General features: G+C 59.1%; 23 protein-coding genes. 13 read left to right on the top strand and 10 right to left on the bottom strand.

Annotation, left to right across the window (positions count from 1 at the left end; all coding sequences use genetic code 11):
• Nucleotides 1–31: 31 nt before the first annotated feature.
• On the bottom strand, nt 32–1,834 hold the full coding sequence (gene dnaG, locus IEX36_RS12630) for a DNA primase (RefSeq protein ID WP_188759624.1): 1,803 nt from the start codon (nt 1,832–1,834) through the stop codon (nt 32–34).
• Nucleotides 1,835–2,089: 255 nt separating this feature from the next.
• Here dnaG and IEX36_RS12625 point away from each other — a divergent pair, with 255 nt between their 5' ends.
• The 3 genes from IEX36_RS12625 (at nt 2,090) to IEX36_RS12615 (ending at nt 6,269) form a co-directional block, all read left to right on the top strand.
• Nucleotides 2,090–3,037, top strand: a complete 948-nt coding sequence (locus IEX36_RS12625; protein WP_188759623.1) for a YXWGXW repeat-containing protein — start codon at nt 2,090–2,092, stop codon at nt 3,035–3,037.
• A gap of 74 nt (nt 3,038–3,111) precedes the next feature.
• The gene (locus IEX36_RS12620) at nt 3,112–3,870 is read left to right on the top strand and encodes an RNA methyltransferase (protein ID WP_188759622.1); all 759 of its coding nucleotides are present in this window, start codon (nt 3,112–3,114) and stop codon (nt 3,868–3,870) included.
• 47 nt (nt 3,871–3,917) lie between these two features.
• Nucleotides 3,918–6,269, top strand: a complete 2,352-nt coding sequence (locus IEX36_RS12615) for a S9 family peptidase (protein ID WP_188759621.1) — start codon at nt 3,918–3,920, stop codon at nt 6,267–6,269.
• A 21-nt stretch (nt 6,270–6,290) separates the two neighbouring features.
• Here the strand turns inward: IEX36_RS12615 and gluQRS are convergent, their stop codons facing one another.
• Both gluQRS and IEX36_RS12605 read right to left on the bottom strand, forming a co-directional pair.
• Nucleotides 6,291–7,112, bottom strand: coding sequence for a tRNA glutamyl-Q(34) synthetase GluQRS (gluQRS, locus tag IEX36_RS12610; RefSeq protein WP_188759620.1), 822 nt, complete (start codon nt 7,110–7,112; stop codon nt 6,291–6,293).
• Between the two features lie 23 nt (nt 7,113–7,135).
• On the bottom strand, nt 7,136–8,455 hold the full coding sequence (locus IEX36_RS12605) for a DNA polymerase Y family protein (protein ID WP_188759619.1): 1,320 nt from the start codon (nt 8,453–8,455) through the stop codon (nt 7,136–7,138).
• A gap of 98 nt (nt 8,456–8,553) precedes the next feature.
• On the opposite strand from IEX36_RS12605, the gene IEX36_RS12600 reads away from it, so the two are divergent.
• Both IEX36_RS12600 and IEX36_RS12595 read left to right on the top strand, forming a co-directional pair.
• Nucleotides 8,554–10,209 (top strand): acyl-CoA carboxylase subunit beta, encoded by a 1,656-nt coding sequence (locus IEX36_RS12600; RefSeq protein ID WP_188759618.1) that lies wholly within the window; start codon nt 8,554–8,556, stop codon nt 10,207–10,209.
• 2 nt (nt 10,210–10,211) lie between these two features.
• On the top strand, nt 10,212–10,553 hold the full coding sequence (locus IEX36_RS12595; RefSeq protein ID WP_188760005.1) for a cupin domain-containing protein: 342 nt from the start codon (nt 10,212–10,214) through the stop codon (nt 10,551–10,553).
• A gap of 5 nt (nt 10,554–10,558) precedes the next feature.
• Here the strand turns inward: IEX36_RS12595 and IEX36_RS12590 are convergent, their stop codons facing one another.
• Both IEX36_RS12590 and IEX36_RS12585 read right to left on the bottom strand, forming a co-directional pair.
• Complete coding sequence (locus tag IEX36_RS12590; RefSeq protein WP_229668939.1) at nt 10,559–10,915, bottom strand: carboxypeptidase-like regulatory domain-containing protein; 357 nt, start codon at nt 10,913–10,915, stop codon at nt 10,559–10,561.
• Between the two features lie 55 nt (nt 10,916–10,970).
• The gene (locus IEX36_RS12585) at nt 10,971–11,171 is read right to left on the bottom strand and encodes a hypothetical protein (RefSeq protein WP_188759616.1); all 201 of its coding nucleotides are present in this window, start codon (nt 11,169–11,171) and stop codon (nt 10,971–10,973) included.
• Nucleotides 11,172–11,327: 156 nt separating this feature from the next.
• Between IEX36_RS12585 and IEX36_RS12580 the strand changes: the two genes are divergently transcribed.
• The 5 genes from IEX36_RS12580 (at nt 11,328) to IEX36_RS12560 (ending at nt 16,507) form a co-directional block, all read left to right on the top strand.
• Nucleotides 11,328–12,836: a M28 family metallopeptidase gene (locus tag IEX36_RS12580; RefSeq protein ID WP_188759615.1), complete on the top strand. Its 1,509-nt coding sequence runs from the start codon at nt 11,328–11,330 to the stop codon at nt 12,834–12,836.
• A 15-nt stretch (nt 12,837–12,851) separates the two neighbouring features.
• Nucleotides 12,852–13,679, top strand: coding sequence for a rhomboid family intramembrane serine protease (locus IEX36_RS12575; protein WP_188759614.1), 828 nt, complete (start codon nt 12,852–12,854; stop codon nt 13,677–13,679).
• A gap of 145 nt (nt 13,680–13,824) precedes the next feature.
• Nucleotides 13,825–14,667 (top strand): alpha/beta hydrolase, encoded by an 843-nt coding sequence (locus IEX36_RS12570; RefSeq protein WP_229668938.1) that lies wholly within the window; start codon nt 13,825–13,827, stop codon nt 14,665–14,667.
• 95 nt (nt 14,668–14,762) lie between these two features.
• Complete coding sequence (locus IEX36_RS12565) at nt 14,763–15,059, top strand: hypothetical protein (RefSeq protein ID WP_188759612.1); 297 nt, start codon at nt 14,763–14,765, stop codon at nt 15,057–15,059.
• 80 nt (nt 15,060–15,139) lie between these two features.
• Nucleotides 15,140–16,507, top strand: coding sequence for a pyridoxal phosphate-dependent decarboxylase family protein (locus tag IEX36_RS12560; RefSeq protein ID WP_188759611.1), 1,368 nt, complete (start codon nt 15,140–15,142; stop codon nt 16,505–16,507).
• A 3-nt stretch (nt 16,508–16,510) separates the two neighbouring features.
• On the opposite strand, the gene cfa is transcribed toward IEX36_RS12560, so the two are convergent.
• The gene (gene cfa / locus IEX36_RS12555) at nt 16,511–17,626 is read right to left on the bottom strand and encodes a cyclopropane fatty acyl phospholipid synthase (RefSeq protein ID WP_188759610.1); all 1,116 of its coding nucleotides are present in this window, start codon (nt 17,624–17,626) and stop codon (nt 16,511–16,513) included.
• Nucleotides 17,627–17,757: 131 nt separating this feature from the next.
• Between cfa and IEX36_RS12550 the strand changes: the two genes are divergently transcribed.
• Nucleotides 17,758–18,279, top strand: coding sequence for a Dps family protein (locus IEX36_RS12550; protein WP_188759609.1), 522 nt, complete (start codon nt 17,758–17,760; stop codon nt 18,277–18,279).
• 16 nt (nt 18,280–18,295) lie between these two features.
• On the opposite strand, the gene IEX36_RS12545 is transcribed toward IEX36_RS12550, so the two are convergent.
• The 3 genes from IEX36_RS12545 to IEX36_RS12535 form a co-directional block, all read right to left on the bottom strand.
• Entirely contained in the window at nt 18,296–19,363 is a 1,068-nt protein-coding gene (locus IEX36_RS12545; protein ID WP_188759608.1) for a SurA N-terminal domain-containing protein, read from the bottom strand.
• Between the two features lie 86 nt (nt 19,364–19,449).
• On the bottom strand, nt 19,450–20,469 hold the full coding sequence (locus tag IEX36_RS12540; protein WP_188759607.1) for a DsbA family protein: 1,020 nt from the start codon (nt 20,467–20,469) through the stop codon (nt 19,450–19,452).
• Between the two features lie 41 nt (nt 20,470–20,510).
• Nucleotides 20,511–22,952: an LPS-assembly protein LptD gene (locus tag IEX36_RS12535; RefSeq protein ID WP_229668937.1), complete on the bottom strand. Its 2,442-nt coding sequence runs from the start codon at nt 22,950–22,952 to the stop codon at nt 20,511–20,513.
• Between the two features lie 267 nt (nt 22,953–23,219).
• On the opposite strand from IEX36_RS12535, the gene IEX36_RS12530 reads away from it, so the two are divergent.
• Complete coding sequence (locus tag IEX36_RS12530) at nt 23,220–24,575, top strand: RDD family protein (protein WP_188759605.1); 1,356 nt, start codon at nt 23,220–23,222, stop codon at nt 24,573–24,575.
• A gap of 74 nt (nt 24,576–24,649) precedes the next feature.
• Here the strand turns inward: IEX36_RS12530 and IEX36_RS12525 are convergent, their stop codons facing one another.
• A complete protein-coding gene (locus IEX36_RS12525) occupies nt 24,650–25,141 on the bottom strand; it encodes a carboxymuconolactone decarboxylase family protein (protein WP_188759604.1) in 492 nt (163 codons plus the stop codon).
• A gap of 102 nt (nt 25,142–25,243) precedes the next feature.
• On the opposite strand from IEX36_RS12525, the gene IEX36_RS12520 reads away from it, so the two are divergent.
• Complete coding sequence (locus tag IEX36_RS12520; protein ID WP_188759603.1) at nt 25,244–26,113, top strand: sigma-70 family RNA polymerase sigma factor; 870 nt, start codon at nt 25,244–25,246, stop codon at nt 26,111–26,113.
• The last annotated feature ends 27 nt before the right edge of the window (nt 26,114–26,140 follow it).

Here is a 26,140-nt window from a genome sequence, read left to right as displayed (position 1 = left end):
TTTAGCACAGGGACTCGACGGCGGATTCTGTCTAAAGTTGCCGCAAAGTCCGGTCGATCTGCATCTTTTCTGCCGTCAACCGGGCAAGCATCTCGTGATCGTTGCGACGTTCAGCTTCGGCGATCAGGGTGCGTACCTCGCGCTGGCGATGTTCCAGGTGGCGGAAGCGCAAGGTGTGCAGCGCGTTTTCTACCTGCTCGGCAGGTGACTGCGGTGGCGTGCTAACGTCTGTGGGCTCTTCGACAAATTCGAGTGCGCGAGCCAGCAGCACGCGGCTTTCTTGATCGGGGGCGGCGTCGAGTGGGTTTTCGGGCGCTAGAGCGTTGGAGAGTGCTTCCAATATCGCGGCGGAGGGGAGACCGTCGTACCACTCGGGATGGTGCGAGAGTTCTTCGGCTGCGAGCGTGCGAGCGGGGTCGTCTTCGGGCAGCACGAGGGCGCGGAGCAGGATGCGCTCGGTTTCGCTCGCGGGGTCGTGCGTGTGCTGGCGGATGCTTTCGACGCGCTGGGCAGCGGCCTGCTTCAGCTCCTGGCGCAGGATGGCGGAGTCGATGTTGAGCTTTTGCGCGGCATCGGCGGCGAATTCGTCGCGCTGAATGCGATTGGGCATGCGGCGGATGTGCGGCAGGAGGAAGTTCATTGCCTTGACCTTCGCGTCGGCGGTGCGGGCGGGGAACTCCTGGCGGGCGCGGTCGATGAGGTAGTCCATGTAGCGATGCGCGGCGCGCACGGCGGCGGTGTACGCTTCGAGGCCGCGTTCGCGGAGGAAGCGGTCGGGGTCGAGGCCGTCGTCGAGCAGGACGATGCGGACCTCGAAGCCTTCTTCGACGAGCAGAGCGCAGGCTTTTTCGGCGGCGTTCTGGCCGGCGTTGTCGGGGTCGAAGTTGAGGATGACTTGTTTTTGAGGAGTGAAGCGGCTGAGCAGGCGCACCTGCGCTTCGGTGAAGGCCGTGCCTGATGTGGCGACGACGTTGTGGATGCCGGCCATGTAGACGGAGATGCAGTCCATCTGGCCTTCGACCAGGAGCGCGAAGCCGAGTTTGCGGATCTCGGCTTTCGCTTTGTCGAGGTTGAAGAGGATTTGTCCTTTTGTATAGAGCGCGGTCTCGGGTGAGTTGAGATATTTGGCGATGGGGCGGCCTTTTTCGTCTTCAGCGTCGAGCGCGCGGCCGGTGAAGGCGATGGTTTTGCCCTGCTCGTTGGCGATGGGGAAGGTGATGCGCTTGCGAAAGCGCGCGTAGAGTTGTCCCTGGCTGCCGTCGGCTTGTTCGCGTGCGCTGAAGAGGCCGCTGGCGCGGAGCACCTCGTCGTTGAAGTGCCGCGCGAGCTGTTCGCGCATGTGGTTGAAGTCATCGGGCGCGTAGCCGATGCGGAACTTTGCGATAGTCTCTGCGGAGACTCCGCGGCCGGTGAGGTACTCGCGCGCGCGGGCTGCTTCGGCGCTTTTGAGTCCGGCTTCGAAGTATTGTGTTGCAGCTTCGTGGATATCGATGAGTTGGCGGCGCTGTCCGGCTTCGCGCGCCTCTTCGGGCGAGTTGAATTCGCGTTTGGGCAGAGCGATACCGCATTTAGCGGCGGCCATGCGCACGGCCTCAGGGAAGCTGACGTTCTCCATCTTCATGAGGAAGGTGAAGACGTCGCCCTTTTCGTGGCAACCGAAGCAATAGAAGTAGCCGTGCAGGGCGTTGACGGAGAAGCTGCCGGTCTTCTCTTTGTGGAATGGGCAGAGGCCGGTGTAGTTCTGCGCGCCGCTCTTGCGCAGCTTGACGTACTCGCCGATGACGCGCACGATGTCCGCCTGCTGCTTGACCGTCTGGGAGAGATTGTCCGGCATACGTTTCCATCTTAGAATGCCGATGCGGAAATGGCCTTTTGCCGGGCGGTGGATGGAAGTATTTACCGAAACGAGAGGAGTTTCTGCCCCTGATTCCACTTTCGTTGTAGGTACGGATGGTGCGGAAAAGATTTTGCAAAACTTCCTACACCAGGCCGTGTTCCCATAGTGGTATTTACGGACGGGCAAAAGGCCCGTTCAAATCGAGAAAGCCGCGGCGATTGGGCCGTGGCACTCTTTCCGAGGTTGATCGAAATGCGACTCTTCAGCTCAGTTCGTACCGTCGTGATGGCGACCGTGCTTGCGGCAGTACCTGCGGCCAGCTTTGCCGGTGTCTTCGTGAATATCACCGTTGCTCCTCCCGTGCTGCCGGTTTATACGCAGCCCATCTGCCCCGGCGATGGCTATATGTGGACTCCCGGCTACTGGGCTTACGGCCCGGATGGCTACTACTGGGTGCCTGGTGTCTGGGTGCGTCCTCCTGCCGTTGGCATGCTGTGGACCCCGGGATACTGGGGCTGGAGCGGCGGCTTCTATGCCTTCCATGCCGGCTACTGGGGCCCGCACATCGGCTTCTACGGCGGCGTGAACTATGGCTTCGGCTATACGGGCTATGGGTATGCGGGCGGCTATTGGCATGGCGGAGTTTTCGCCTACAACCGCTCGGTGAACAATATCAACATCACGAATGTTCACAATGTCTATAACAAGACCGTCATCGTGAACAACTACAATCGCGTGAGCTACAACGGCGGCAACGGCGGCCTGACCGCGCGGGCCTCGGCACAGGAGATGGCAGCGTCGCGCGAGCAGCACTATCAGCCGACTTCCGAGCAGGTGAGCCATCGTGAAGTAGCTTCGCGCGACCGGAACCAGCTTGCTTCGGTCAACCATGGGCGTCCGCAGACGATGGCGATGTCCCGCGTTGGCGCCCGCGCCGAAAATCAGCAGGGCCGCATCGCCAATGGCGTGCGCTCCGGCCAGATGACGGCGGGTGAGACGCGCAACGTTGAGGGCCGCGAAGCCAGCATCAACCGCCAGGTGCGACAGGACCGTCAGGCCAATGGCGGACGCTTGACGCAGCAGGAACGACAGCAGGTCAACCAGCGGCAGAACAATGTCAGCCGTTCAATCTACAACGACAAACATAATGCCGCGACGCAGAGCCATCCTCAGGGCCACGAGAACGGACGCGAGCGTTAGACGTAAGCACTTCCTACCTGCGGCCGGCGAATGTACTTCGCCGGCCGCTTTCTTTGCGCTTAAAATCGGGTGCAATGCTTTCTTGTGAACATGCAGGGCGCGTCACCCTTGTGCTGGTACGTGCGCGCAATCCAAACAACATAGGCGCAGTGGCGCGGGCCATGCACGACTTTGGCTTTGGCGATCTGCGCATCGTGAACGATTACTCCGTGCCGTTTGAGGCAGCACGATCTGCGGTCGATGCTTCGGACGTGCTTGCTACGGCAAGGACCTTCGAGAGCGTGGGCGCTGCAGTTGAAGATTGCACGCTAGTCGTTGGGACGACTGCGGTCGGCGAGCGCGCTTTGCAGCACCGGCTCTATACGCTGGCCGAGGCTGCGCCGCTGGTTCGAGGAGAACTGGCGCGCGAAGATGGCGCTGGACGCGTGGCTTTGCTCTTCGGGTCGGAGAAGACAGGCCTCAGCAACGAAGAGTTGAGTCATTGCACCTGGCTTATGACTATTCCGATGCAGGAGTACGAAGATGCCCGGCACCCTTCGATGAATCTAGGGCAGGCTGCTGCGGTTTGTTTGTATGAGTTGGTGCGGCAGGGTGGAGATGCCGCGGCTCCCGCGGATACTGATGCGACTGCTGGCGAGCGCGAGCGGTTGACTGTGCTGCTTACTGAGGTGCTGCGCGAGTCTGGATATACGGAGCGGCATCCGGCGAACTGCTCGGAGGAACAGATGCGGCGGTTGGTCACGCGCATGGGCGTCTCTGCGGGCGATGCTCCGGTGTGGATGGGGATTCTGCGGCAGGTGCTCTGGAAGCTGCGCGGGACTGATGCCAAATGATGCCGCGTTCGCGTAACCTCAAATGCATTTGCAATGGAGGAGTGTAGATGATTCGACGCAGGAGCCTGTGTGTTGTCGCTGTGATTGCGCTGGTGTTTGGCTGGACGGGCAACGGGCGGGCTCAGGGCAAGGTACTTACCGATGCGGTCTATGCGCGGGCGGAGAAATTCATGGGGTACAACGTGAACCCGCTTGTGTATCACACCGTGCACAGTGTTCATTGGCTCGACGATGGCCGCTTCTGGTACTTCGATCGTGATGCGAGCGGCGTGACTTACATGGTTGTCGATCCGGCGAAGAAGACGAGAGAGCCGGCGTTTGACCATGCGAAGCTGGCTGCTGCACTGACAGAAGCTGCTGCGGGGAGAACCTTTGACCCGCACCATCTCGAGATCACTGAGCTCAAGTTGAGCGATGGAGATCGCGAGGTGGACGTCACCATCCGCGAGGTCACGATGTATTGCGACCTCTCAGGCAAAGGTAAATGCACGGCAGAGGAGCATAAGGGCGGTCCTGAACCGGGGACGCTTTCTCCCGACGGCAAGAAGGCGGCGTTCATTCGCGACTGGAACCTGTGGGTGCGTGATGTGACTACGGGCAAGGAGACGCAACTGACTACGGATGGCGTGGAGAACTTTGGCTACGCCACCGACAACGCGGGCTGGAAGCGCACGGACAGCGCTATTGTGGCCTGGTCGCCCGACTCGAAGAAGATTGCTACCTTTCAGCAGGACGAGCGCAAGGTCGGCAATATGTATCTGGTTCCAGTCACGAATGGTCATTCTGATCTGGTGACATGGAAGTATCCGCTGGCTGGCGACAAGAACGTTGCGATGATTGAGCGCGTCATCATCGATGTGGGCCAGCGCAAGGTTGTCCGGCTCGAGATGCCAGCGGACTTTCATCGCTCGACTATTTGTGATGACGTGAGCTGTGAGGACACTACCTGGGACGATGTTGAGTGGGGTCCAGACAGCAAGACGCTTGCCTTTGCATCCACCTCGCGCGATCACAAGCAGGTGTGGCTGCGCGTGGCTGATGCGGCTACGGGCGACGTGCGCACGGTGTATACCGAGACGGCGCCGAAGTTTTTCGAGAGCGGCAATGGCAAGGTGAACTGGAAGTATCTGCCCGGATCGAATGAATTTCTCTGGTTCAGCGAACGTTCGAACTGGGGGCAGATGTATCTGTATGACTTGACGACCGGCAAACTCAAAAACCAGATTACGCATGGCGAGGGCAACGTGTCGCAGATGCTTTATGTTGACCCGAAGGCGCGCGTGCTTTACTTCGTTGGCGTGGGTAAAGAGACGGGGCGCGATCCTTATTTTGAGCATTATTACAGCGTGCGCTTCGATGGGACTGATCAGAAATTGCTGACGCCTGAGGACGCCGACCACGACATTACGCCTTCGCCGGATGGCCGTTACTTCGCTGATGTCTATTCCACGCCCACTGAGCCGCAGACTGCCGTCGTTCGCGGCAATGATGGCGCGCTCGACATGGATGTGACGAAGCAGGACATCACGACGCTCGTTGCGGCGGGCTGGAAGCCGCTGACGCCCATCACGGTGAAGGCGCGTGATGGCAAGACTGATTTGTATGGCTACATGTTCAAGCCGACGGATTTCGACCCGGCAAGGAAGTATCCCATCATCAACTACATCTATCCTGGGCCATGGAGCAGCTCGTGTGGTTCGCGGCACTTCAGCGCGGCACATGTGGATGATCAGGCGCTTGCCGAGTTGGGCTTCGTCGTGGTGTGCATTGATGGCATGGGCACGCCTTCACGCTCGAAGGCGTTTCACGAGTTCTACTACGGCAACCTGGGCGACGATACGATTCCCGATCAGATTGCGGGGATGAAGCAGCTTGCCGCGCGCTATCCGTGGATTGATCTTGATCGCGCGGGCATCTGGGGGCACTCGGGCGGAGGCTATGCTACGGCTTCAGCGATGTTTCACTTTCCTGATTTTTTCAAAGTGGGCATCAGCGAGAGCGGTAATCATGACAACCGCGACTATGAAGATGACTGGGCTGAGAAGTGGTCTGGACTGGTGGTCACGAACCCCAATGGGACTTCGAATTATGACAGCCAGGCCAATCAGAGCTTCGCCAAGAACCTGAAGGGGCATCTGCTGCTGGCGCACGGAACGATGGATGACAATGTTCCGATGAACAATACGCTGCTGGTTGTCGATGCGCTGATCAAAGCGAACAAGGACTTCGACCTGATTCTGCTGCCGAATCAGCGCCACGGCTACGGGCCTGATTCGCAGTACATGATGCGCCGGCGGTGGGATTATTTCGTGCGCTATCTAGCGGGCGACACGCCTCCGCATGAGTACGAGATGAAGCCGTGGAACGATGTTCTGGAGATTTATGCTCAGAATCCATAGCGATGGATGCTGCTGTATCGATCATGTTGCAAACATCGCCATGACTTGTGCGGGAGTCATGCCGCGCTCGCGCAGTGTGCGGATTGCCAGCGCATCGTGACGTTTTGCGAGCCTTACGCCGTGCTCATCGCGGAGCAGTTGCGTGTGGAAGTATGCGACTGACGGCAAACTGAGTGCGCATTGCAAGAGGAGCTGGCGGGCAGTGGACTTCAGCAGATCTGCTCCACGTACTGCTTCTGTGATTCGCATCGCTGCATCGTCGACTACACAGGCGAGTTGATAGCTCGGCAGGCCGTCTTTGCGCCAGACGAGGAAGTCGCCGAAGTCTATGCCTGCGGTGAAACACTGTTCGCCCATGTTGCCATCGGTGAAGCGAATCGCTTCGCTGTCAGGGACGCGAAAGCGGTAGTTCATGCCTTCTTCGAAGGCGTGCGCGACGCTTGTAGTTGGTCGGCACTTGCCGCTGTAGACAGGTTCATCGTCTGTGTCTTCGTGTGGAGCGGCGACCATTTGGGCCAGATCTCTGCGACTGCATGAGCATGGGTAGACGAAGCCTCCGGCCAGCAGGCGATCGAATGCTTCACGGTACAGTGCGAGCCGCGCAGATTGCACTGCCATCGGTGGCCGCCACTCGATTCCGAGCCACGCGAGGTCCTCCAGCATCGCATCGACGAACTCCTGTTTCGAGCGTTGTGGATCGAGGTCTTCGTTGCGCAACAGGAGCGTTCCGTGATGCGCTTTTGCTCGCTGGTGCGCGATCCAGAATGTGGCTGCATGGCCAAGGTGCAGCAATCCCGTTGGCGAGGGAGCGAGACGGCCCACATATTTTTGTGATGAACTCATCCTCTCTCGAACTATAACCGCGACTACATGTAATCCACGCCGTATTGCACGGGGATCTGCGTGAACGCGATGCGCGTTGGGGCGGACTCGCGTGCGGGGAGCATTCCGGCGAAGTGCAGTGTCGTGTGGCCGTACTTGAGGTTCAGCTTGTCCATTGTGGCTGAGAGCTGAGGGCGGTTGTTGGGGTCGCTGAACAGCTCCGCCTGGTGTTCGCTCTCTGGCGTCAGCTCGCGGAGTGTGACGCCGACGAAGAATGGCCGCCGGAACTCTTCGCCTTGTGGGCGCTGCCGCCAGAGCTGGCGCATGACTTCGAGCAGCGAGAGCGTGTCCTGGCACTCGCGGAAGCGCGCCTCCAGGCCCCAGCCTGCGTGTTTGAGGCCGCTGAAGTGCTGTCGCGACTTCATCCGTGCAGCCTGCTCCTTCGTCAACGCAAAGCGGATCGTCACGGCGAGCGACCCGGCGTAGAACTTTTCCATGCGGAGGCGCATGGCGGCTTTGTGGAGCAGCTTGTTTGCGACGGCCCATGCGCCCTCGTCGGTGCGGAACTCAGGCGCCATGACGTGCGAGTGGCCGAGTGACTTCTGGATGCCGCTCGACACGGGCGCGCCGTCGTCGCCGGTCTCTTCGCCGCGCAGCCAGTGGTAGAGGCGGTCGCCCCAGACGCTGTTCCAGAGCTTGTGCATTCCGGCGCGGTCGAGCGCGAGAAGCTGCGGCATGGTGTGGATGCCCTTCGCGTTCAGACGTACCTCGGTGCGTGCGCCTACGCCGGGGAGGTCGCGCAGTTCGAGGTGGGCGATGGCGCGAGGCAACTGTGACGGCAAGAGGCCGATCAGTCCGTCCGGCTTCTGCATGTCGCTGGCGATTTTGGCGAGGTAGCGGTTTGGGGCCATGCCGATGGAGCAGCGCAGTGCTTCGCCGACGTTTTTGTAGATGGCCTGCTTGATGTCGAGCGCAATGCGCCGGGCGCGTGGAGGTTCCTGCTCGCGGCCCATGAGCTGGCAGACCATCTCGTCGATGGAGGGATTGTGCGCAACCGGACAGACCAGTTCTACCGTATCCGAAATGGCCTTCGAGTACTTCGCGTAGTCCGCGTGGTCTCCTTCGATCAACACGATCTCGGGGCAGATGCGCTTCGCCTCGCCTACCTGCGTGCCGGTTTTGATGCCGAGTGCTTTGGCTTCGTAGCTTGCGGCGATGCAGCAGGTTGTGTCGGCCTTCGTCGGCACGACGGCAAGTGGGCGGTTGCGATACTCCGGGTGCAACTGCTGCTCGACCGACGCGAAGAAGCTGTTGAGGTCGATATGCAGGAAGCCGAAGCGCTCGGGATTTGCGGAGGCAGACACGGTGAATATCGGAGATTATATTCGCTTTTTGTTTGCCAAATTACCCAGACTGCTCTCAATGAGATTCGGACGATTGCGGACTGCTAAAATCGCAGCCTATGGCAGCCGCTGAACATATTGCTCCTGTGCAGGCAAAGCAGCACTCATCACATCACACTAAGCTGGCCGAGTTGGCCGCGCGCAACGCTATTGCTGAAGAAGGCGGCGGGCCGGAGCGGCGGGCGCGTGAGAAGAAGGCTGGCAAGCTTTCTGCCCGCGAGCGCATCGAGTTTCTGCTCGATGAGGGAACTTTCGAAGAGACCGACAAGTTTGTCACGCACCGTGCCACCGATTTTGGCATGGACCAGCAGCGCGTGCCGGGCGATGGATTCATCACCGGACATGGGCGGATTCATGGCCGCGTTGTCTTCGTCTTCGCGCAGGACTTTACTGTCTTTGGCGGCTCGCTGTCGGAGGCCAATGCGGCGAAGATCGTCAAGATGATGGACATGGCTGCGCGGGTGGGCGCGCCTGTCATCGGGCTGAACGACTCGGGTGGTGCGCGCATTCAGGAGGGGGTTGTCTCGCTGGCCGGTTACACCGATATTTTTCTGCGCAATACGCTTTCGAGCGGTGTTATTCCGCAGATCTCGGCGATCATGGGGCCTTGCGCGGGCGGTGCGGTGTACTCGCCTGCTATCACTGACTTCACTGTGATGACCGAGAAGACGAGTTATATGTTTGTCACCGGACCGGACGTCATCAAGACGGTGACGCATGAGGACGTGACCAAGGCTGAGCTGGGCGGGGCCGTGACGCACAATGAGATCTCCGGCGTGGCGCACTTTATGGCGCACGACGACCAGGAGTGTCTGGCTACGGTACGCGAGCTGCTGAGCTTTATTCCGTCGAACAATCTGGACGATCCGCCGCGCAGGCCGACGCAGGACCCGGCGGACCGCGCTGATGTGGCGCTCGACACGATGATTCCGGAGGAGAGCAACCAGCCTTATGACATGGTGGATGTCATCCGCCGCGTTGTGGATGATGGCTATCTCTTCGAGGTGCAGGAGCACTATGCGCGCAACATTGTTGTAGGCTTCGCGCGGATGAATGGGCGGCCGGTGGGGATCGTGGCGAACCAGCCGGCGGTGCTGGCCGGGGTGCTCGATATTAATGCGAGCGTGAAGGGTGCGCGGTTTGTGCGCTTCTGCGATGCCTTCAATATTCCCCTGATTACGTTCGAGGATGTGCCCGGCTTCATGCCTGGGGTGCAGCAGGAGCATGGCGGCATCATTCGTCATGGCGCGAAGCTTTTGTATGCGTTCGCCGAAGCTACTGTGCCGAAGATGACTGTCATCACGCGCAAGGCTTATGGCGGAGCTTATTGTGTGATGAGCTCGAAGCATCTGCGCACGGACTGGAATATTGCCTGGCCTACTGCGGAGATTGCGGTGATGGGGCCGGAGGGTGCGGTGAACATCGTCTACAAGCGCGAGCTGGATGCGGTGGTGCGGCGCGCACAGGCTGTGATGCCGCAGGGCGTCTCGCTGACGGAAGAGCAGAAGCTCGAAGTGCTGGCAGAGGCGCGCAGGGAGAAGGTGGAGGAGTTCCGCGAGCGCTTCGCTAATCCCTATGTTGCTGCGGAGCGCGGTTACATTGATGCGGTGATTCGTCCCAGCGAGACGCGCCGCCATTTGAATACCGCGCTCGACATGCTGGGAACCAAGCGGGAGAAGAATCCGCCGCGCAAGCATGGGAATATTCCGCTGTGACGATGACAATCAGCAAGGACACTGCGGAACACTACCTATGGGGGCAGGGTTGCGATGGCTGGCACCTGGTTCGTACGCCTGAGCTGAGCGTGATTGAGGAACGGATGCCTCCGGGCACGAGTGAGGCGCGACACTATCACGTCCGGGCGCGGCAGTTCTTCTATGTGCTGGAGGGAGAACTAACGATGGAGGTGGAGCGCAGCTTTCACACGCTTCGGGCGGGCGAGGGTGTGGAGATTGCTCCGGGGATGGCGCATCAGGCCTTCAATCGAAGTGGCTCCGATGTGCGGTTTCTGGTAACGAGCCATCCCCCAAGCCACGGCGACCGCGTGGCTTGCGAGTAGTGGGCCTACTTGTTGATCTTGAGGTCGATATAGAACTGGTTCTTGTTTTCGAAGGAGCTGATGGTCTTTGTGGCGCTCTTTTTGCCGTCGCTTGTTGCCCACAGCTCGTAGTCTGTGTTCTGGGCAAGCTGGCCGAAGCGGTAGCTGCCATCGTTACCGGAGATGGCGCTTTTGACGGAGAGTGACTGATCATCCTTCAGATAAACAACCGCGCCTTTGACTGGGGCGTCAGCCTTGTCGATGACTTTGCCCTGCACCACGCGCTGTGCAGACTGTGCGTGCGCAGGAATAGACACGACCAGCGAGACCGCTGCCAAGGCAAGGACGGCGAGAAGAGCTTTATCGGCAAATGTACGGGACAAAGAGTAAGTGCGCGTCATAGGTTCGAGTATACGTCTGACGTTTAGACGAACGCAGCTACTCGTCGTCCTCCTCGGCCATGTGCATGGTCTCTTCGTCGTCGTAGCCGGCCTCTTCGGCCGCTACCAGTTCGATCGGATCGATGGAGACAACCTCCAGCTCGATACCGCACTCGTCGCACTGAAGCGTCTCGCCTTCCTCAACCGCATCTTCGTCTACAACGATGGGGTTGTCGCATTCAGGACATACAACTGCCATGATTCAATGCCTCCGGGTTGGGGTCCGTCACCGGTCTGTAGGATGATGGGAACGGAGTTTGCGGACCAATCCACTAGTTTTATTTAGCGGCCATCCAGCCGGTTCGTCAAGATTACGTTTGCCACAGCGAACGGGTTTCCACACAAGGAGGAATTCGTGACCATTGGACGCAGTTTCTTCCACCGAGTGAGCAGCGTTTTTGTTGCGGGCTCGCTGTTGCTCGCGGCGCCTCTTTACGGCCAGGGTACATCTGTTCAGACTGCGCCGGCGGACCCGGCCATCGCTGCTGCGCTCCGCGATGTCTCTGCCGCACAGGTGCAGGCGACTATCGAGAAGCTGGTCAGTTTCAAGAACCGTAGCACGCTCTCCAGCATGGACACGGACCTACCTCCCAACACCGGGGTCAGCGCGGCTGCGGACTGGATCGAGTCGCAATTCAAAGAGATATCGCGCGAGTGCGGCGGCTGCCTTGAGGTCAAGCGTGATGATTTTGTTGAGCCACCTCAGACGGGACCCTCTTCGCGCATCCTCAAGCCGACAAAGATTACGAACATTTATGCGATCCTGCGCGGGACTGATCCGGCCCAGGTTGCGCGCATGGTTTTGGTCACGGGCCACTATGACTCGCGCAACTCGGACACGTTGAACACGCATGACCCGGCGCCCGGAGCAAACGATGATGCGAGCGGCGTGGCCGTCTCGCTGGAGTGCGCGCGTGTGCTGAGCAAGCATAAGTTCCCGGCCAGCATTGTCTTCGCCGCAGTCGCGGGCGAAGAGCAAGGGCTTAACGGCAGCGCGCATCTGGCGAAGCTCGCAAAGTCCGAGGGTTGGCAGCTTGAAGCTGTGCTCAATAACGACATCGTCGGTGGAGACACGACGCCGGGCGATACGCTTCAGGACAAGGCAGCGGTGCGCGTCTTCTCCGAAGGCATCCCGAGCAACGCGACGCCGCAGCAGATCAATCTCATCCGCTCGGAAGGAGCTGAGAGCGATTCATCCGCACGTGAGCTTGCGCGCGTGGTGGCCGATGTGGGAGCAACCTATTTTTCGCCTTCGGCAGAACGGCCCGCTTCGACACCTGGACGCCTGCGCAGCCAGCATCTGCGGCTGGTTCCGGCGTTTCATCCAGTGCTTATCTTCCGGCGCGACCGCTTCCTGCGCGGCGGCGACCATATCAGCTTCAGCCAGGAAGGCTTTGCCGCTGTGCGATTTACGGAATGGCGTGAGAATTTCAACCACCAGCATCAGAATGTCCGCGTCGAAGATGGTGTGCAGTATGGCGATCTGCTTCAGTTTGTGGACTTCAACTATGTTGCCAACGTGGCGAGGCTGAATGCGGCAACGCTGGCAACATTGGCCGCAGCACCTGGCGAGCCGCGGAATGTTCATATCATCACAGCCGCGCTTGATAACAATACGGAATTGACGTGGGAGCCGCCTGCCGGGATGCCCGCAAATGCAACATACGAGATAGTCTGGCGCGACACGACTGCTTCGAACTGGACCATGAGCGTAAGTGCGGGCGCAGTGACGACCATCAAGGTACCGATCTCAAAGGACAACGTTATCTTCGGTGTGCGGACGGTAGATGAGGCTGGGCATCGTAGTCCGGCGGTCTTGCCCTCTCCGGCGCGAAACAAGGCGCCATCTACTGTGGTGAAATAGAAGACGAGCGGTGACATGCCACGTTCCGGACCCATCTCGCTGAGCCTGCCGTCGTTCTCTGGTGCGACGCGCGGCATCATTGTGGCCAACCTGGCGGTGTTCTTCGCACTAGCGCTGATGAACTGGCTGACACCGGGTCTGGCCCAGGTGCTGCTGCGCCATTCGTTGCTGAGGCCTCTGGCTGTCACGCATGGAGAGATCTGGCAGCTCTTCACTTACTCGTTTATCAACGATGGCGTTCTGAATATCGCATTTGCAATGCTGACGCTGTGGTTTATTGGCTATCTGCTGGAGGAAGCACGAGGGACGCGCTGGCTGTGGGAGCTATACGCGGCTTCAGCCATCGGCGGCGGTGTAATCGCATCGGCGATTGCCTACACGCGGGTACTGGGGTTGCGACCTGAAGCTGTCGGATCGGGCGCATGGGGTGGAATATCGGGGCTGATGATCGCAGTCGCAATGTTGTTTGGCGATCAGGAGTTCTACCTGTGGTTTGTGTTGCGGATCAAAGCGAAGTACATGGTGGCCATCTTCATTCTGGTGGCACTGGCACTGTTCCTGAAGGAATCGGACACATTTGGCGCGCTGCTGGAGCTTGCTGGTGCACTGTCTGGATTTTTATTCACAAAGTTTGCGCCCAGCCGGGGGATGGCATTTGGGGCGTCGGAGCAGTACTTCAGCGTGCGTAATGGCTATTACCGATGGAAGCGCCGTCGCGCAGCCCGCAAGTTCGAGGTCTACATGCGGAAGCAGAACCGTGTGGTCCACTTCGACAACGAGGGCCGGTACATCGATCCAGACGAAGAGCGGAAGAGCCCGAAGGACCGGCGCTGGATGAATTAGCGGAATTATGCGAATCCTCTAGTAGGCATCGCAAAGTATTTTAGACAATACAAAAACGTATTAGTATGGCTGCGTGCCCAGATACGTTTTGCTTGCCACCGTTCTCCTCTCGTTAGCGTCCCTAGCCCCAGCGCAGAAGGTTACATTGCCGCTTTGGCCCAATGGCGCGCCTGAGCCCTACACCGGCGGCGCCGAGCAGGACATTACCAAACCCACAGACGCACTGGTTGCAGGCAAGCCACTCATGCACCTGACCAATGTGAGCAGACCAACGCTCGCGTTCTATCCTGCTGGTGAAGACAAGAACACTGGCGCAACGGTGGTGGTGTTTCCAGGTGGCGGCTATCGCATCCTGGCCTATGACCTGGAAGGCACGGAGGTCTGCACATGGCTGAACGCGATCGGCGTGAACTGTGCGCTAGTGAAGTACCGTGTGCCGTTTGCAGCGCACTTTCCGAAGAACACTGCCGATCTGGAAGATGCGCAGCAGGCAATGCGCATCACACGCGCCCACGCTACCGAATGGAAGATTGATCCGCATCGTGTGGGTGTACTGGGATTTTCAGCGGGCGCGCATCTGGCCGTGGTGTTGTGCAGCCACCCGGACTTCCGGCGTCCCGGCGAACCGGAGCATGAGCTGAATGCGCGTCCGGATTTCGCGCTGATTATCTACCCTGGCTATCTAACAGATGAGCCGGCGTTGAACAAGTTGGCAGACGGCATCGATCCGGGACCGAACACTCCGCCGACGTTTCTGCTTCAGGCCGAAGATGACCCCGTTCATGAAGAGAATGTGTTGCTGTATTTTCAAGCGTTGAAGGAAAACAAGGTCCCGGCGGAGCTGCACATCTTTTCTCAGGGCGGGCATGGATATGGATTGCGGCCAACCGCTTTGCCCATCACCCACTGGCCCGCGCTTGCTGAGACATGGCTCCATACGATCCATGTGATTGGGGGCGATGTTCCTCATCAGGGCGAAGGCAAGTAGGCGGACAATCAGCTCAAGTCCGTTACCTCGGAGGCGCTGGAGTAAAGGCGAACTGCATACTGTGTGTAGTAACCTTGCGGCAGAATAGTGAGACCATGAAAAACTTCTTTTTTCTCTGCCTACAGTTCGTGATCTTCATGATTGTGTTTGCGGCTGGATCGCTGTTTCCTCCGTTTCACATCACGCATGTGCTGACCGCGACACCTAGTTATACGCATGTCTTTGTAGCCGATGGGCTGATCCTGATGATCGCGCTGTATGTGCTGATCGTCATCTTCCAGGCCATGACGAAACGGCTAAGCAGAGCGGTCCCCTGGACGACGATCGCAGTGGTGCTTGCAACGATCATTGGGCTCTATCTAAAGTTCGGGTTTATTACACATGAGCTGTAAGCGGACCTGAACATCGGCTAAAGAGTAATGCTGTTGTTTTCCGCTACGGAAAAATACCAGGATGTATGCCAGAAGAAGCGATGTCACGAGATGGCCTGTTTGAGTTGATCGCCGAGGCCCAGGGACAGTTGGACGAAGGATTCGACCGGCTGCCGGAAGCCCGCCCGGCCGCGTTTGGTGCAGAAGCGCAGAGGATTTTGGGGCTGGCGGCGGAGAGGCTCCGCGACAACTATCCGTATGGGCATCCTTTGTATGCCGGGCAGATGTTGAAGCCGCCACATCCTATTGCGCGGGCAGCGTATACGCTGGCGATGTCCGTAAACCCTAACAACCATGCGCTTGACGGTGGTCGCGCTAGCTCGGCCATGGAGGTAGAAGCCGTGGCGGCGCTGGCTAAGATGTTCGGCTGGCGAGAACATCTGGGGCATTTGACGAGCGGAGGAACATTCGCCAACCTTGAAGCTTTGTGGATTGCCGGGCAGCTTATGCGGAGCGCAGACAACACACCCAAAGCAATTGCTGCTTCTGAGCAGGCGCACTATACACACAGCAGGATCAGCGGAGTGCTGGGACTGCCCTTCATTGCCGTGCCGGTCGATCATTCGGGATGCATGGACATGAATGCGCTAGAGGAAATGGTTGCGCGTGGAGAGATTGGGACTGTGGTTGCAACACTGGGAACAACGGCAATAGGTTCGGTGGACCCGCTGGACAAGATTCTGACGCTACAGCAGAGATACGGCTTCCGCGTGCATGTCGATGCAGCGTATGGAGGCTATTTCACGCTGGCAAAGAATCTGGAGCGCGAGGCGCGAGCTGCTTACGACGCACTGGCGCAGGTGGACTCGATTGTGATTGATCCGCACAAGCACGGTCTTCAACCGTATGGATGCGGGTGCGTAATGTTCCGCGATCCTGCCGTTGGACGGCTGTACAAGCATGATTCGCCGTATACCTACTTTTCTTCGAAGGAACTGCATCTGGGTGAGATTTCGCTGGAATGCTCTCGGGCCGGAGCGGCAGCGGTCGCGCTATGGGCTACGCAGCAACTGCTTCCCTATGTGCGCGATGGAGAGTTTGCGCGGGGACTTGAGGCTGGGCGCAAGGCAGCGCTTATGCTTCACCATCGGCTTACTGCCGATTCACGCTTTATAACACCGGTGAGTGCGCCTCAGCTCGATATTGTGTTCTGGACCGTACAGTCGGAGACGACTGAAGCATCGTCGGCGCTGGCGCAGGTGGTCTTTGACGGGGCTGCAAAACTTGACTTACACCTGGCGCTGGCAAAGTTGCCGGTGTCGTTCTTTCCGCGAGATGCATGGAGTGTCAGGCCTGAAGCGAGGTCTTATGTGACGTGTCTGCGGTCGGTGCTGATGAAGCCGGAGCATCTTGCCTGGCTGGACGAAATTTGGCAGCGGCTGGATGGAGCCGCAAAGCAGGTTTTGTGAGCGCTAGCGGACGGTTTCGTATCCGCCGGGAACACCGTGCCTGGAGAAAGCAACCTGCCAGAGTTGCGCTTCGCGGGCTTTGAGCGCACCGGCGCAGGACAGCAGGTAGTACTTCCACATGCGGTAGAAGGTGGGACCATATTTCGCGGAGATTTCGGGCCAGTGAAGGTCGAAGTTGCGGAACCATGCAACGAGGGTGTTGTAGTAGTAGGCGCCGAAATTATGCCAATCCTCCATGACGAAGCGTCCTTCGGCCGCGCGGCCAATTTGCGCGACTGACGGCAACATGCCATTGGGAAAGATGTATTTGTGTATCCATGGATTGGTGTGGCTGGCAGAGGTGTTGCGGCCAAGCGTGTGGAGCAGAAAGAGCCCATCGCCTGTAAGGCAACGCTCGGCCACCTTCATGAACGATTCATAGTTTTTGTAGCCAACGTGCTCGAACATGCCGATGGAAACGACGTGGTCGAAAGAGCCTTCGACATCACGGTAATCCTGCAACCGGACCTCGACCGGAAGGCCTTGGCAGTGTTCGCGAGCCCATTCGACCTGCTCGCGCGAGACGGTGACGCCCACAACGTTTGCGCCATAACGTTCGGCGGCGAACTTCGCAAAGCTTCCCCAGCCACAGCCGAGGTCGAGTACGCGCTGGCCCGCGCACAGGCCTAGCTTGCGACAGACAAGATCGAGCTTGGCCTCCTGCGCCTGGTCGAGCGTCGTAGCCTCGCGCCAGTAGCCGCAGGAGTAGGTCATGCGTTGGTCGAGCATACGTTCAAAGAGATCGTTGCCGAGGTTGTAATGCTGCTCGCCAACCTTGAATGCCCGGCGTTTTGCTCCAAGATTGCCGAGGACAGCTTGGATGCCGAGCAGAAGATTGGCAGGCTTGAGACGTGCACGGCTAGCGACGTGGTGCGCGGCCAGATGACCGGCCAGTTCGTCGAGTGCGTCGGAGTCCCACCAGCCAGCCATGTAGGATTCGCCGAAGGCCAGCACGCCGCCATGCAGCACCGCAGGGTAGAACCGCTCGTCGCGCACCTGGATGTCCCATGGGCGGCGCCCGTTCAGGGCGACATCCGCCTCCGCAAACAGCCGTTCCAACCATGGGCGACCGTGAGACATGTTGACCAATATAACTCCGATGGAAGGCAGTTGCGGTGAAAAGCTCAGGTTGCAACTTGGCGAGGCGAAACGTCATCGAAGTTGAAGGGAGTGCCGCGTCGGCATATTCCCCTGCGACAACTGGAGGAACCATGCCCAAGCAATCTGAGGCCGCTAAGCGCCAGAAGGCGCCATTGGCAACACCGTCTTATATCGACAAGAAGGCCATGAAAGACATTACCGGCGCGCTCAACGCCTTGCTGGCCGATGTTTTTGCGCTCTATATCAAAACCAAGAACTTCCACTGGCACATGAGCGGCCCGCACTTCCGTGACTACCATTTGATGCTCGATGAGCACTCGGACCAGATTTTCTCCATGACGGACGACATCGCTGAGCGCGTCAGGAAGATTGGCGGAACGACGATTCATTCGATCGGACAGATCTCACGCCTGCAACGCATTGCTGACAACGATGCCGAATATGTCACGCCGGAGGACATGCTTGCGGAGCTGCATGAGGATGAGAATGCACTGGCTGTGCGCATGAGAGCCGCACACACATTATGTGACGACGCGGGCGATGTGGCTACAGCCAGTCTGCTCGAAAACTGGATCGACCAGACACAGCGAAGAGCCTGGTTCCTCTTCGAGGCTACTCGCCCCTTGCGCTGATTTTGATCAGCGCCGATTAGTGGGCATCGTTTTTGAATATCTGTTCAGCGAAGAAGTTTTCAATTTTCGCCTGATCACGCAACATCTCGAAGTAGGCACCCTTGAGCAGCTGGGAGCGGCCGTCCTGTAGCTGCTGCCGGATCGCCTGCTGGACGCGTGGGTCGCTTAGATCGCGCTGCCCGGCGGGCTCGCGCGAGAGCAGCTTATAGATTGCGTAACCGACCGTCTTCTTCGACTGCGGATCAACGATGGGCATGATGTCGGTGTACTCGCCCGCTTTGAGCTTCGTGACGGCAGCGTAGACTGCGGGATCGGTGCGCAACCGCGACTCTGGCACAAAGCCGATGTCGCCGCCATTGGGCGCGGTCTCTGGTTGCTCGGAATAGTTCATTGCGAGCACGCCGAAGTCTGCGCCGCTATCGAGCTGGTTCTTGAGCACCTGAATCTTCTTTTTCGCCTCTGCGTCGTTGGTGGCCTTGCTGTTTTGCAGATTGCCGGGCTGGGCAGAGGGGATGCCGGTCACCTGAATCTGTGCCAAGTGGTACTCCGTCTCGATGAAGTTGAACTCGGCCTTGTGCTGGTTGTAGTAGCTGGCCACGTCGGCATCGGTGACGGTGATCTTGGAGTTGATCTCCTTGTTGAGGAGCTTGTTGATCGTGAGCGTGCGGCGCAGGTTGTGCTTGAGATCGTCGAGCGTGGTGTGGTTGGCCTTGAGGCGCTCCTCGAACTGGTCGTCGGTGTAGGGAGCCTTCATCTCTTTGAGCTTGGCGTCCACCTCATCGTTGGTTGCCGTTAGATTCATTTTGGCGGCACGCTGTTCCACGATCTCTTCATTGATCAGGGACTGGAGGACGTTCAGACGGAGGGAGTCGGCCTGGTCGGGCGAGGGCGTCTGCTGCTGTTGTTGCTGGGCCTCGCCGAGCTGTTCCTGGTAGGCCTTTTCCATGTCAGCGCGCATGATGGGGTGGCCGTTGACTGTAGCAACGACGTCGGCGCTGTGACCACGATTGCAGCCTGTAATCAAGACCATGGCAGAGAGCAAAAGCACGCTTGCGGAGACAGATGTTCCACGGAGCGAGCGCATATTCTGGCTGCGTTCAGTTTGATTCAACAAAGTCGGCACTTCCTTATCTCTCCTGCAATGATCTTCGATCTTTGCAATCATTTGGCCTAATTTCCTGTTTTGGCCGGGGTCTGCTGCGTCTCAGGCGGTGTACCTGCCGGAGCAGCGGCAGGCTCTGCTGGCGGCGGGGGCGTCTGCCCTGCAGCAATGAGTGCGCTATCGATCATACGGTAAACGTCGGCTAAAGGCTCGGCACCCTCAATCTTTTCGCCGTTAATGAATAGGGCAGGTGTAGCTTCCACTCCCAAGGCCTCGCCTTCTTTGACCTCCGCCAGGATTGCCGTGGTGTCCTGCTTGGCGATGCAGGCGTCGAGTGTAGCGGCATCAATATGCTGACGCTTGCCTTCTTCCCTCGTCAGTGTATCGAGCGTCTGGTTAGCTTGAGCGAGACTCGCGGATTGCCCCCCCATCTCCGCGGCATGTGCATGAATGTAATCGACGAGGTTCCAGTAACCCTCGGGGCTGTGGTCGCCCACGCAGTTCACATCAACAGCAGCGCGCATTGCCCAAGGGTGTTTGTCGTAGAGCGGGAAGTCGCGGTAGACGAAGTGAACTTTGTCTCCATAGCGCTGGAGGATCGAGGGAAAGAGCTGCGCGTTCATCCGCGCACAGAATGGGCATTCGAGATCGTCGAAACCGACGATGATGACCGGGGCACTGGCCGGGCCGCCGCGGCTGGGACGGCCTCCGTCGCTGACCAGATCGCGCGGGTTCTTGCTGATGTCGAATTTGGTGAACTGGGCCAAGGTCTTATTGTCAGTCGAGAGTAGAAACGTAATCGGGCGGCTGGTCTTGCCGCCTGCCGAGAATGTCACCGAGATGGCGTCATAACCAGGAAGGTCGCTCCTGGTGCGCGAGCCGATGTGAATCTCGTAGTCGGGCGGCACATCAAAGCGGGAACGCACCTGCACCTCGACGCGGCGGGCCAGATCGGGCGAAAGGAAGTCACCGCTTGAAGCTGCCCCGAGCTTGCTTTGAGACAGTGCCGGTGTCTGTGCATGGCAGCCGAGCGCCGCCAGTGTTAGGGCAAAGACCAGGATTCGGAACGGTTTGACTACATTCTGCACAGTATCTTTCATTATCGCACGCAGGAGCCCTCGGATCAGGCTCAGAACAGGCTCATTGCCCGCCGCAGGTTGCCCGCCGTGCCGATGTTGACCAGGGTGAAATTGAACCGTTCGACACTCTCATTGCGTACCGAACCAAGTTCGAATTTTTGATACTCCACGCTAAGGCCGCAGCAATTCCAGTTGTATGACGTCTGAAGGGTGCCGTATTGCACTAGACCGGCGTTGGAGGTGAGTTGGTTCAGGTCAAGCCCCACGTTGGCTGCGATGGAGAACCCTGGCTTTACCGGCGAGCCGTAGCCCATCAGCAGGCGCAACTGGCTGAAGTTAGATACGGCCGAGCTGACGCCTTCGGTGTAGAAGCGCCCTGGTGCGTTCAACCGGGCGTAGCTAAGACCCGAGAAGATGTTGCCCTCATGCAGGTCCACCAGCACGTTGTCGGAGGTGAACTTCTTGGCGCCGGTGTCGAGATCGAAGTCCCACTCGAAGTCCATGTGATCGGAGGTGCGCACGCGCAGCCGCGAGATAAGCGGCGAGATGGCGCGCGGCTCGGTAAGAAACGCGATACCGGAGAAGTTGAGTGTTGTATCGAAGATATTTCTGCGGCCATCGACCACGGCTCCGCCAAACTGTTGGTCGATGAAATACTTCTGTGCCACCTTCCAGGTAATCCACTCGCGGCTTCCGCAGCCTGGCTTAGCGGAATCCTGCCTGCCAGTGGACGGCTCGGTGTCCCAGTCCTGATCAGCGATTGATTCATTGTCCTCGGGCTTCGCCGCGCACGGCTTGTTTTTGACAGGACGCAAAAATAGCCGCTGCGTGACGCCATATTCGAGTTCATTCGTGTCGCTCACGACATCGGTGTCATCGAATCGCAGCAGCTTGAGAAAGTTATTTACACCGGCGACGTAGCGGTACGTGAAGTCAGGCTCGATGGTATGGCGGATGTCGTGATGAAAGAGCTTTTCGATCGAAGCTGAATCAAAGGTGCGCTCGAGTACTGGTGGGCGCACGTCCATCCCGAGCTCCACGTCGGCACGGTTGATTCCGTTCGGCAACTCGATCGGCGCTCCGGGGCCAGGTCCGGTCTTGGGCTGCTGGCTGCGGCTGTAGAGTGTGTCGCGGACGCCGACCGACGGACGGAAGTGCCAGCCATCGAGCCCAACCGGGTAGGCAATCTGTGGATGCAGATCAATGCGCTGCGTCAGTCCGCCGGAGGCGAACTTCGGCTGCACGCGAGAGAGGCCGGCAAAGGAGTCGTCCATGCTCCATTGCAGACCGCTCTTGCCTAATTCGTGCTCGGTCGAGTCGAAGTCGAGCGAGGGCACGTGGAAGATCTTGACTTGCTCTTCAGGGATTGCGGGGGTTGTGGGAGTGGCTGGTACGGCGACTTGCTTCAGGCCCTGATAGCGATCGGTACGCAGCGACTCGGCATATCCATTAGCCTCGTGTATGCCATAGACAATGGAGAGAATGTCGCTTGAGACGGCCTGATTGAAGTTTTCAGTAAATGCCTCGCGGTAGGTGTAGGAGCTTAGGTATTCGAGGTTGCCTGCAACGCGCGTGTGAGCGTCGAAGTCGTAGCGGCCTGCGGCGAGCATGTCTTGTCCGCCCTGGTTTACATAGACACCGCCGATAACGATGCCTCGATCCACGAGTCCGCTGTAGCGTGCGGTGAGGAAGTCGTTACCCAACCCGCGATAGCGGAACTGACCAGACTCAGCCCATCCACGCAACGAGTAGTAGTCGAGCCCGACCCGCATGTCCATGCTGCGGTTGATGGCCCAGTAGTACTCTTCGCCAAGGCTGAGGCCCTTGGTGGAGGAGTTGCCGGGATTGGGAATCATGAATCCGCTCTGACGACCACCGACATCGACGGGGTGCGTAACGTAGGGCAGATAGAGGAACGGTAGATTGAACAGGTGGAAGACGCTGTTCTTCGCACTGGCCTGCTCGCTGTTCACCTTGAACAAGGCCGCGGACAGGAGCCAGTCCGGGTGGGCGAGCTGGCACGATGTCAGCGTGCCGTAGTAGATCTGATAATCCTGGGGTCCGGTCTTGACCACCACCTGGCCGGTGAACAGGAAGGGATTATTGCTGACATAGATGGATTTACCACCTGCGCTTGGCTTGACCCCAACTGAGCCGGAGACATCATAGAAACGGCCAGTCTCGGTGGTAAGGTTCATGGTGCCGCGGCTAGCATGGATGATCTCCTGGTCCGGGCCTCCGCTTACCTTCACGCGGCCTGTCGCGTTCAACTCTCCGGTGTCGCTGTTGTAATCGATGTGGTCGGCCTCGACGCGGTAGCTGCCGTAGGTAATCACCACGTCGCCGTCGAGTGCGTAGATGCTGCCGGTCTTCGACTGGCGGTCGGATTCGAGCACGGCCTGCTCGGTTTTGCCCGTTGCCGGGAGCACGACGGCGTCCGGGTAGCTGGCGGCGTCCGGGGCATCGGGCAACTGCACCGCGGATGGTGCCATACTTGTTACCTGCTGGGCGCAGAGATGTGGATGACTTGAGAACAGTACCGTGATAGTTATCAGTAGGTAAACAGCTTGGCGAAGACTTTGCCGCGCAAAGCGCTGAGCCGTTTGCAGCTCCGTGAATTTGCCCCATGCCAGGGCGGGCCGCGGCAGGCTGTTACTACCTGCCACCGCACCCTGTTCATTCGGCTCGAAACTTGTCAGAAGCACCACCTATAGAGGCTAAACGATTTCAACCCGAAACTGGGCCAGGCTGTGAACACAATGACCTCTGCACAACTTGAAGCACATCCTCTAGACGAGACCTCTGCCGAAACGGAAGCTCCTTTTGCACTGCGCGCGCAAGTAGCCGAGCGCGTGGCTGCACATCGGGCTCGACGAGGCAGTGCAGCAACAACTGGTTCGGTTACGCCGATTGCGCCGCCGACTCCGGCCAAGCAACGTGCGGCACGCATTGCCGCGACTGTGGCCGAGCGCTACGCGCAGTCGCAGAGCTATCGCGCGTTTCTCGCCGCCGAAGCAGAACGCGCCATTCGCGAGGCTGAGGCTGCCGCTGAAGTTGCAGCGCTGAGCGCACGGGCCGTCGCAGAAGCACAGAACCAGCTTCTGTTTGAACTGGACCAGATTCAAGCTGAGGCATCCGCGGTGAAAGAGTCGGTTGCCGATGTTGAGGCAGTGGTCAAGGCTGGGGTTCCAGAACTTGCGCCGCAGATGGCACCGCATGGTGGTTTGTCGGTGCGGCTCGACGAGCGGTTTGAGCGGGCGCCAATGCCCCTGGCCGCTGCGCATGCGGTCTATGCCGGGCCTGTAGTGGATGAGGACGAGGTTTTCGCACTCGACGAAGAGATTGCCTACCGTCAGAATCCTGTTCTCGATGAGCCGCCTCAAGACATCCCCGCGAACCTGCTTGAGTTTCCGCGCCAGCTTGTTGCGCCACGCAAGGCTCGTCCGCGGCTGGCCGAAGGACCGCTGCGTGAGGATTCCGCCGCGACACATGACGCTGAGCAGCTTCGCATCTTCGAAGTCGAGGCCAGTCAGATTTCTACGGCTCCTGTGATTGAGAGCGCTGAGCCGGAGTGGTCATCCATCGTGCTTACAGCACAGCCTGCCCCAGAGCATGTTGCACGGGTACGGGTTGCCGAGGCAGTCGAAAGCACTTATCCCATTGCTCCTCTTGCCCATGTTCCCCAGACTGCTGCCTTCGGACTGCGTCTGATGGCCGGCATTGTGGATAGCTGCATCGTGCTTGCAGGTGAACTTGCCTTCGTCGCGGTGTCGTCGCTGATCATCAACAAGATGGCTGAGAACGCTCGACTGTCCTCGCACCTGAGCCCACAGATCGCCGCCATCGGCTTCGTTGCGGTATTTGCAGTCTTCACGCTGCTCTACCAGACGCTCTTCTTCACGTTCTCGGAGGCGACGCTTGGGATGCGCTATGCGCGCATTGGCTTGTGCACGTTCTCTGACGACAATCCCACGCGCGGACAGATGCGCCGCCGCATCTTCGCCGCCGTGCTCTCGGCCTGCCCGTTGGGCCTCGGCTATCTGTGGGCAGTGCTCGATGAAGACGGCCTCGGCTGGCACGACCGCATCTCGCGGATGTATCAGCGGAGCTATTGAGAGGTCTCACACCAAATCGATATCAATGCGCCCCACGCATCGCGATGAAGCTGCGATGCGTGGGGCATGCTGTTTCAGTGTGCGTTCTGCGATGGCTTCGTTACGCCTTGCGGCCATACTCCCGCAGTCTGGCGCGTGGTTACGTTCATGCGGTTCCAGAAGTTGATCATGGCAATGTGCAGTACGAGTGCGCCGAGCGCTTTTTCGTCGTAGTGTTTCGCTGCTTCGTTCCAGATCTCGTCCGGCACGGGGTCAGAGCGATCGCTGAGCCGCGTGGCGGCTTCGGTGAGGGCCAGGGCGGCGCGCTCGGCGTCGGTGAAGTACGGGGTGTCGCGCCAGGCTGCCACGCTGAAGAGGCGCTCCGTTGTCTCGCCAGATTTGGCTAACTCACGGGCGTGCATGTCCACGCAGAAACTGCATCCGTTAATCTGGCTGGCGCGCAGGTGCATCAGGGACAGGGTCTTGCCGGGGACGCTGGTGTCCTTCTTTGCAATCGCGCCAAGCGCCATGAGGGCATCGAGGGCTTCGGGGACTACCACGGCTGGGTTTTTCATTCTGGATTGCATCGTCTCTTCTCCTTGGTTCATCAGTTACAAGCGCGTCCATGTCACATAGGTGAGAATTGGAACGTCACAACCATGACGAAGCAAGGCGAAGGAGTGTGACAGATGCAGATCAACGATGTGCTGGCAAGCGAGTTTGAACAGAACCGCTCCCGCCTGAGGGCCGTCGCCTATCGGATGCTAGGTTCACTGAGTGAGGCAGAAGATGCGGTGCAGGAGGCTTGGCTGCGGCTAGGCCGCTCGGATGCTGCAAGCATCGATAACCTCGGCGGATGGCTGACCACGGTGGTCTCGCGCGTATGCCTGGATGTGTTGCGGTCACGCAAGTCGCGCCGAGAAGACTCCTTGGATGCTGAGCCGGTCGAACCGGCCAGCCACAAACGAGAGATTAATCCCGAACAGGAAGCAGAGCTTGCCAGCTCGGTGGGGTTGGCGATGCTCGTTGTGCTCGATACGCTCTCGCCACCTGAGCGGCTGGCTTTCGTTCTGCACGACATGTTTGATCTTTCTTTCGACGAGATTGCGGGCATCACTGGACGTACGACAGCTGCGGCGCGTCAACTTGCCAGCCGTGCGCGACGCCGCGTGCAAGGGCAACACATCAAGCCCACTGTGAACTTCACGCGCCAGCGCAGAGTGGTTGAAGCGTTTCTTGCCGCCGCACGCAAAGGAGACTTTGACGGGCTCGTATCCTTACTCGATCCTAATGCTGTGCTGGTGAGCGATCCTGCAGCGGCCAGGGGATTGCCAGCGGTGCTCGAAGGCGCGGAAGCTATTGCTAAACGTGCGGTGCTTGGAGGTGCGCGCGCGGCTCAGCCCATGCTGGTCGATGGCACGGTTGGCGTGGTTGTCGCTCCGCGCGGCAGGCTGCTGATGGTGCTGCGCTTCACCATTGTGGACGACAAGGTGACGCGCATCGAGTCGATTGCTGCGCCGGAGCACGTGAGCCAGCTCGATCTCGCGGTGCTTTCGTAAGAGACAGCGGCCACGGATTACTCAGAA

Source organism: Edaphobacter acidisoli, assembly GCF_014642855.1.
In the GTDB taxonomy this organism is placed as follows: Bacteria; Acidobacteriota; Terriglobia; order Terriglobales; family Acidobacteriaceae; genus Edaphobacter; species Edaphobacter acidisoli.
Note: the sequence above shows the minus strand (reverse complement) of the source record. Positions and strands in the feature narration are given on the sequence as shown.

Excerpts from the sequence above, each read along its gene's own strand:
- dnaG (WP_188759624.1), bottom strand. The coding sequence starts at position 1,834 with ATGCCGGACAATCTCTCCCAGACGGTCAAGCAGCAGGCGGACATCGTG.
- IEX36_RS12625 (WP_188759623.1), top strand. The coding sequence starts at position 2,090 with ATGCGACTCTTCAGCTCAGTTCGTACCGTCGTGATGGCGACCGTGCTT.
- IEX36_RS12620 (WP_188759622.1), top strand. The coding sequence starts at position 3,112 with ATGCTTTCTTGTGAACATGCAGGGCGCGTCACCCTTGTGCTGGTACGT.
- IEX36_RS12615 (WP_188759621.1), top strand. The coding sequence starts at position 3,918 with ATGATTCGACGCAGGAGCCTGTGTGTTGTCGCTGTGATTGCGCTGGTG.
- gluQRS (WP_188759620.1), bottom strand. The coding sequence starts at position 7,112 with ATGAGTTCATCACAAAAATATGTGGGCCGTCTCGCTCCCTCGCCAACG.
- IEX36_RS12600 (WP_188759618.1), top strand. The coding sequence starts at position 8,554 with ATGGCAGCCGCTGAACATATTGCTCCTGTGCAGGCAAAGCAGCACTCA.
- IEX36_RS12595 (WP_188760005.1), top strand. The coding sequence starts at position 10,212 with ATGACAATCAGCAAGGACACTGCGGAACACTACCTATGGGGGCAGGGT.
- IEX36_RS12585 (WP_188759616.1), bottom strand. The coding sequence starts at position 11,171 with ATGGCAGTTGTATGTCCTGAATGCGACAACCCCATCGTTGTAGACGAA.
- IEX36_RS12575 (WP_188759614.1), top strand. The coding sequence starts at position 12,852 with ATGCCACGTTCCGGACCCATCTCGCTGAGCCTGCCGTCGTTCTCTGGT.
- IEX36_RS12565 (WP_188759612.1), top strand. The coding sequence starts at position 14,763 with ATGAAAAACTTCTTTTTTCTCTGCCTACAGTTCGTGATCTTCATGATT.
- IEX36_RS12560 (WP_188759611.1), top strand. The coding sequence starts at position 15,140 with ATGTCACGAGATGGCCTGTTTGAGTTGATCGCCGAGGCCCAGGGACAG.
- cfa (WP_188759610.1), bottom strand. The coding sequence starts at position 17,626 with ATGTCTCACGGTCGCCCATGGTTGGAACGGCTGTTTGCGGAGGCGGAT.
- IEX36_RS12550 (WP_188759609.1), top strand. The coding sequence starts at position 17,758 with ATGCCCAAGCAATCTGAGGCCGCTAAGCGCCAGAAGGCGCCATTGGCA.
- IEX36_RS12545 (WP_188759608.1), bottom strand. The coding sequence starts at position 19,363 with ATGCGCTCGCTCCGTGGAACATCTGTCTCCGCAAGCGTGCTTTTGCTC.
- IEX36_RS12535 (WP_229668937.1), bottom strand. The coding sequence starts at position 22,952 with ATGGCACCATCCGCGGTGCAGTTGCCCGATGCCCCGGACGCCGCCAGC.
- IEX36_RS12530 (WP_188759605.1), top strand. The coding sequence starts at position 23,220 with ATGACCTCTGCACAACTTGAAGCACATCCTCTAGACGAGACCTCTGCC.
- IEX36_RS12525 (WP_188759604.1), bottom strand. The coding sequence starts at position 25,141 with ATGCAATCCAGAATGAAAAACCCAGCCGTGGTAGTCCCCGAAGCCCTC.
- IEX36_RS12520 (WP_188759603.1), top strand. The coding sequence starts at position 25,244 with ATGCAGATCAACGATGTGCTGGCAAGCGAGTTTGAACAGAACCGCTCC.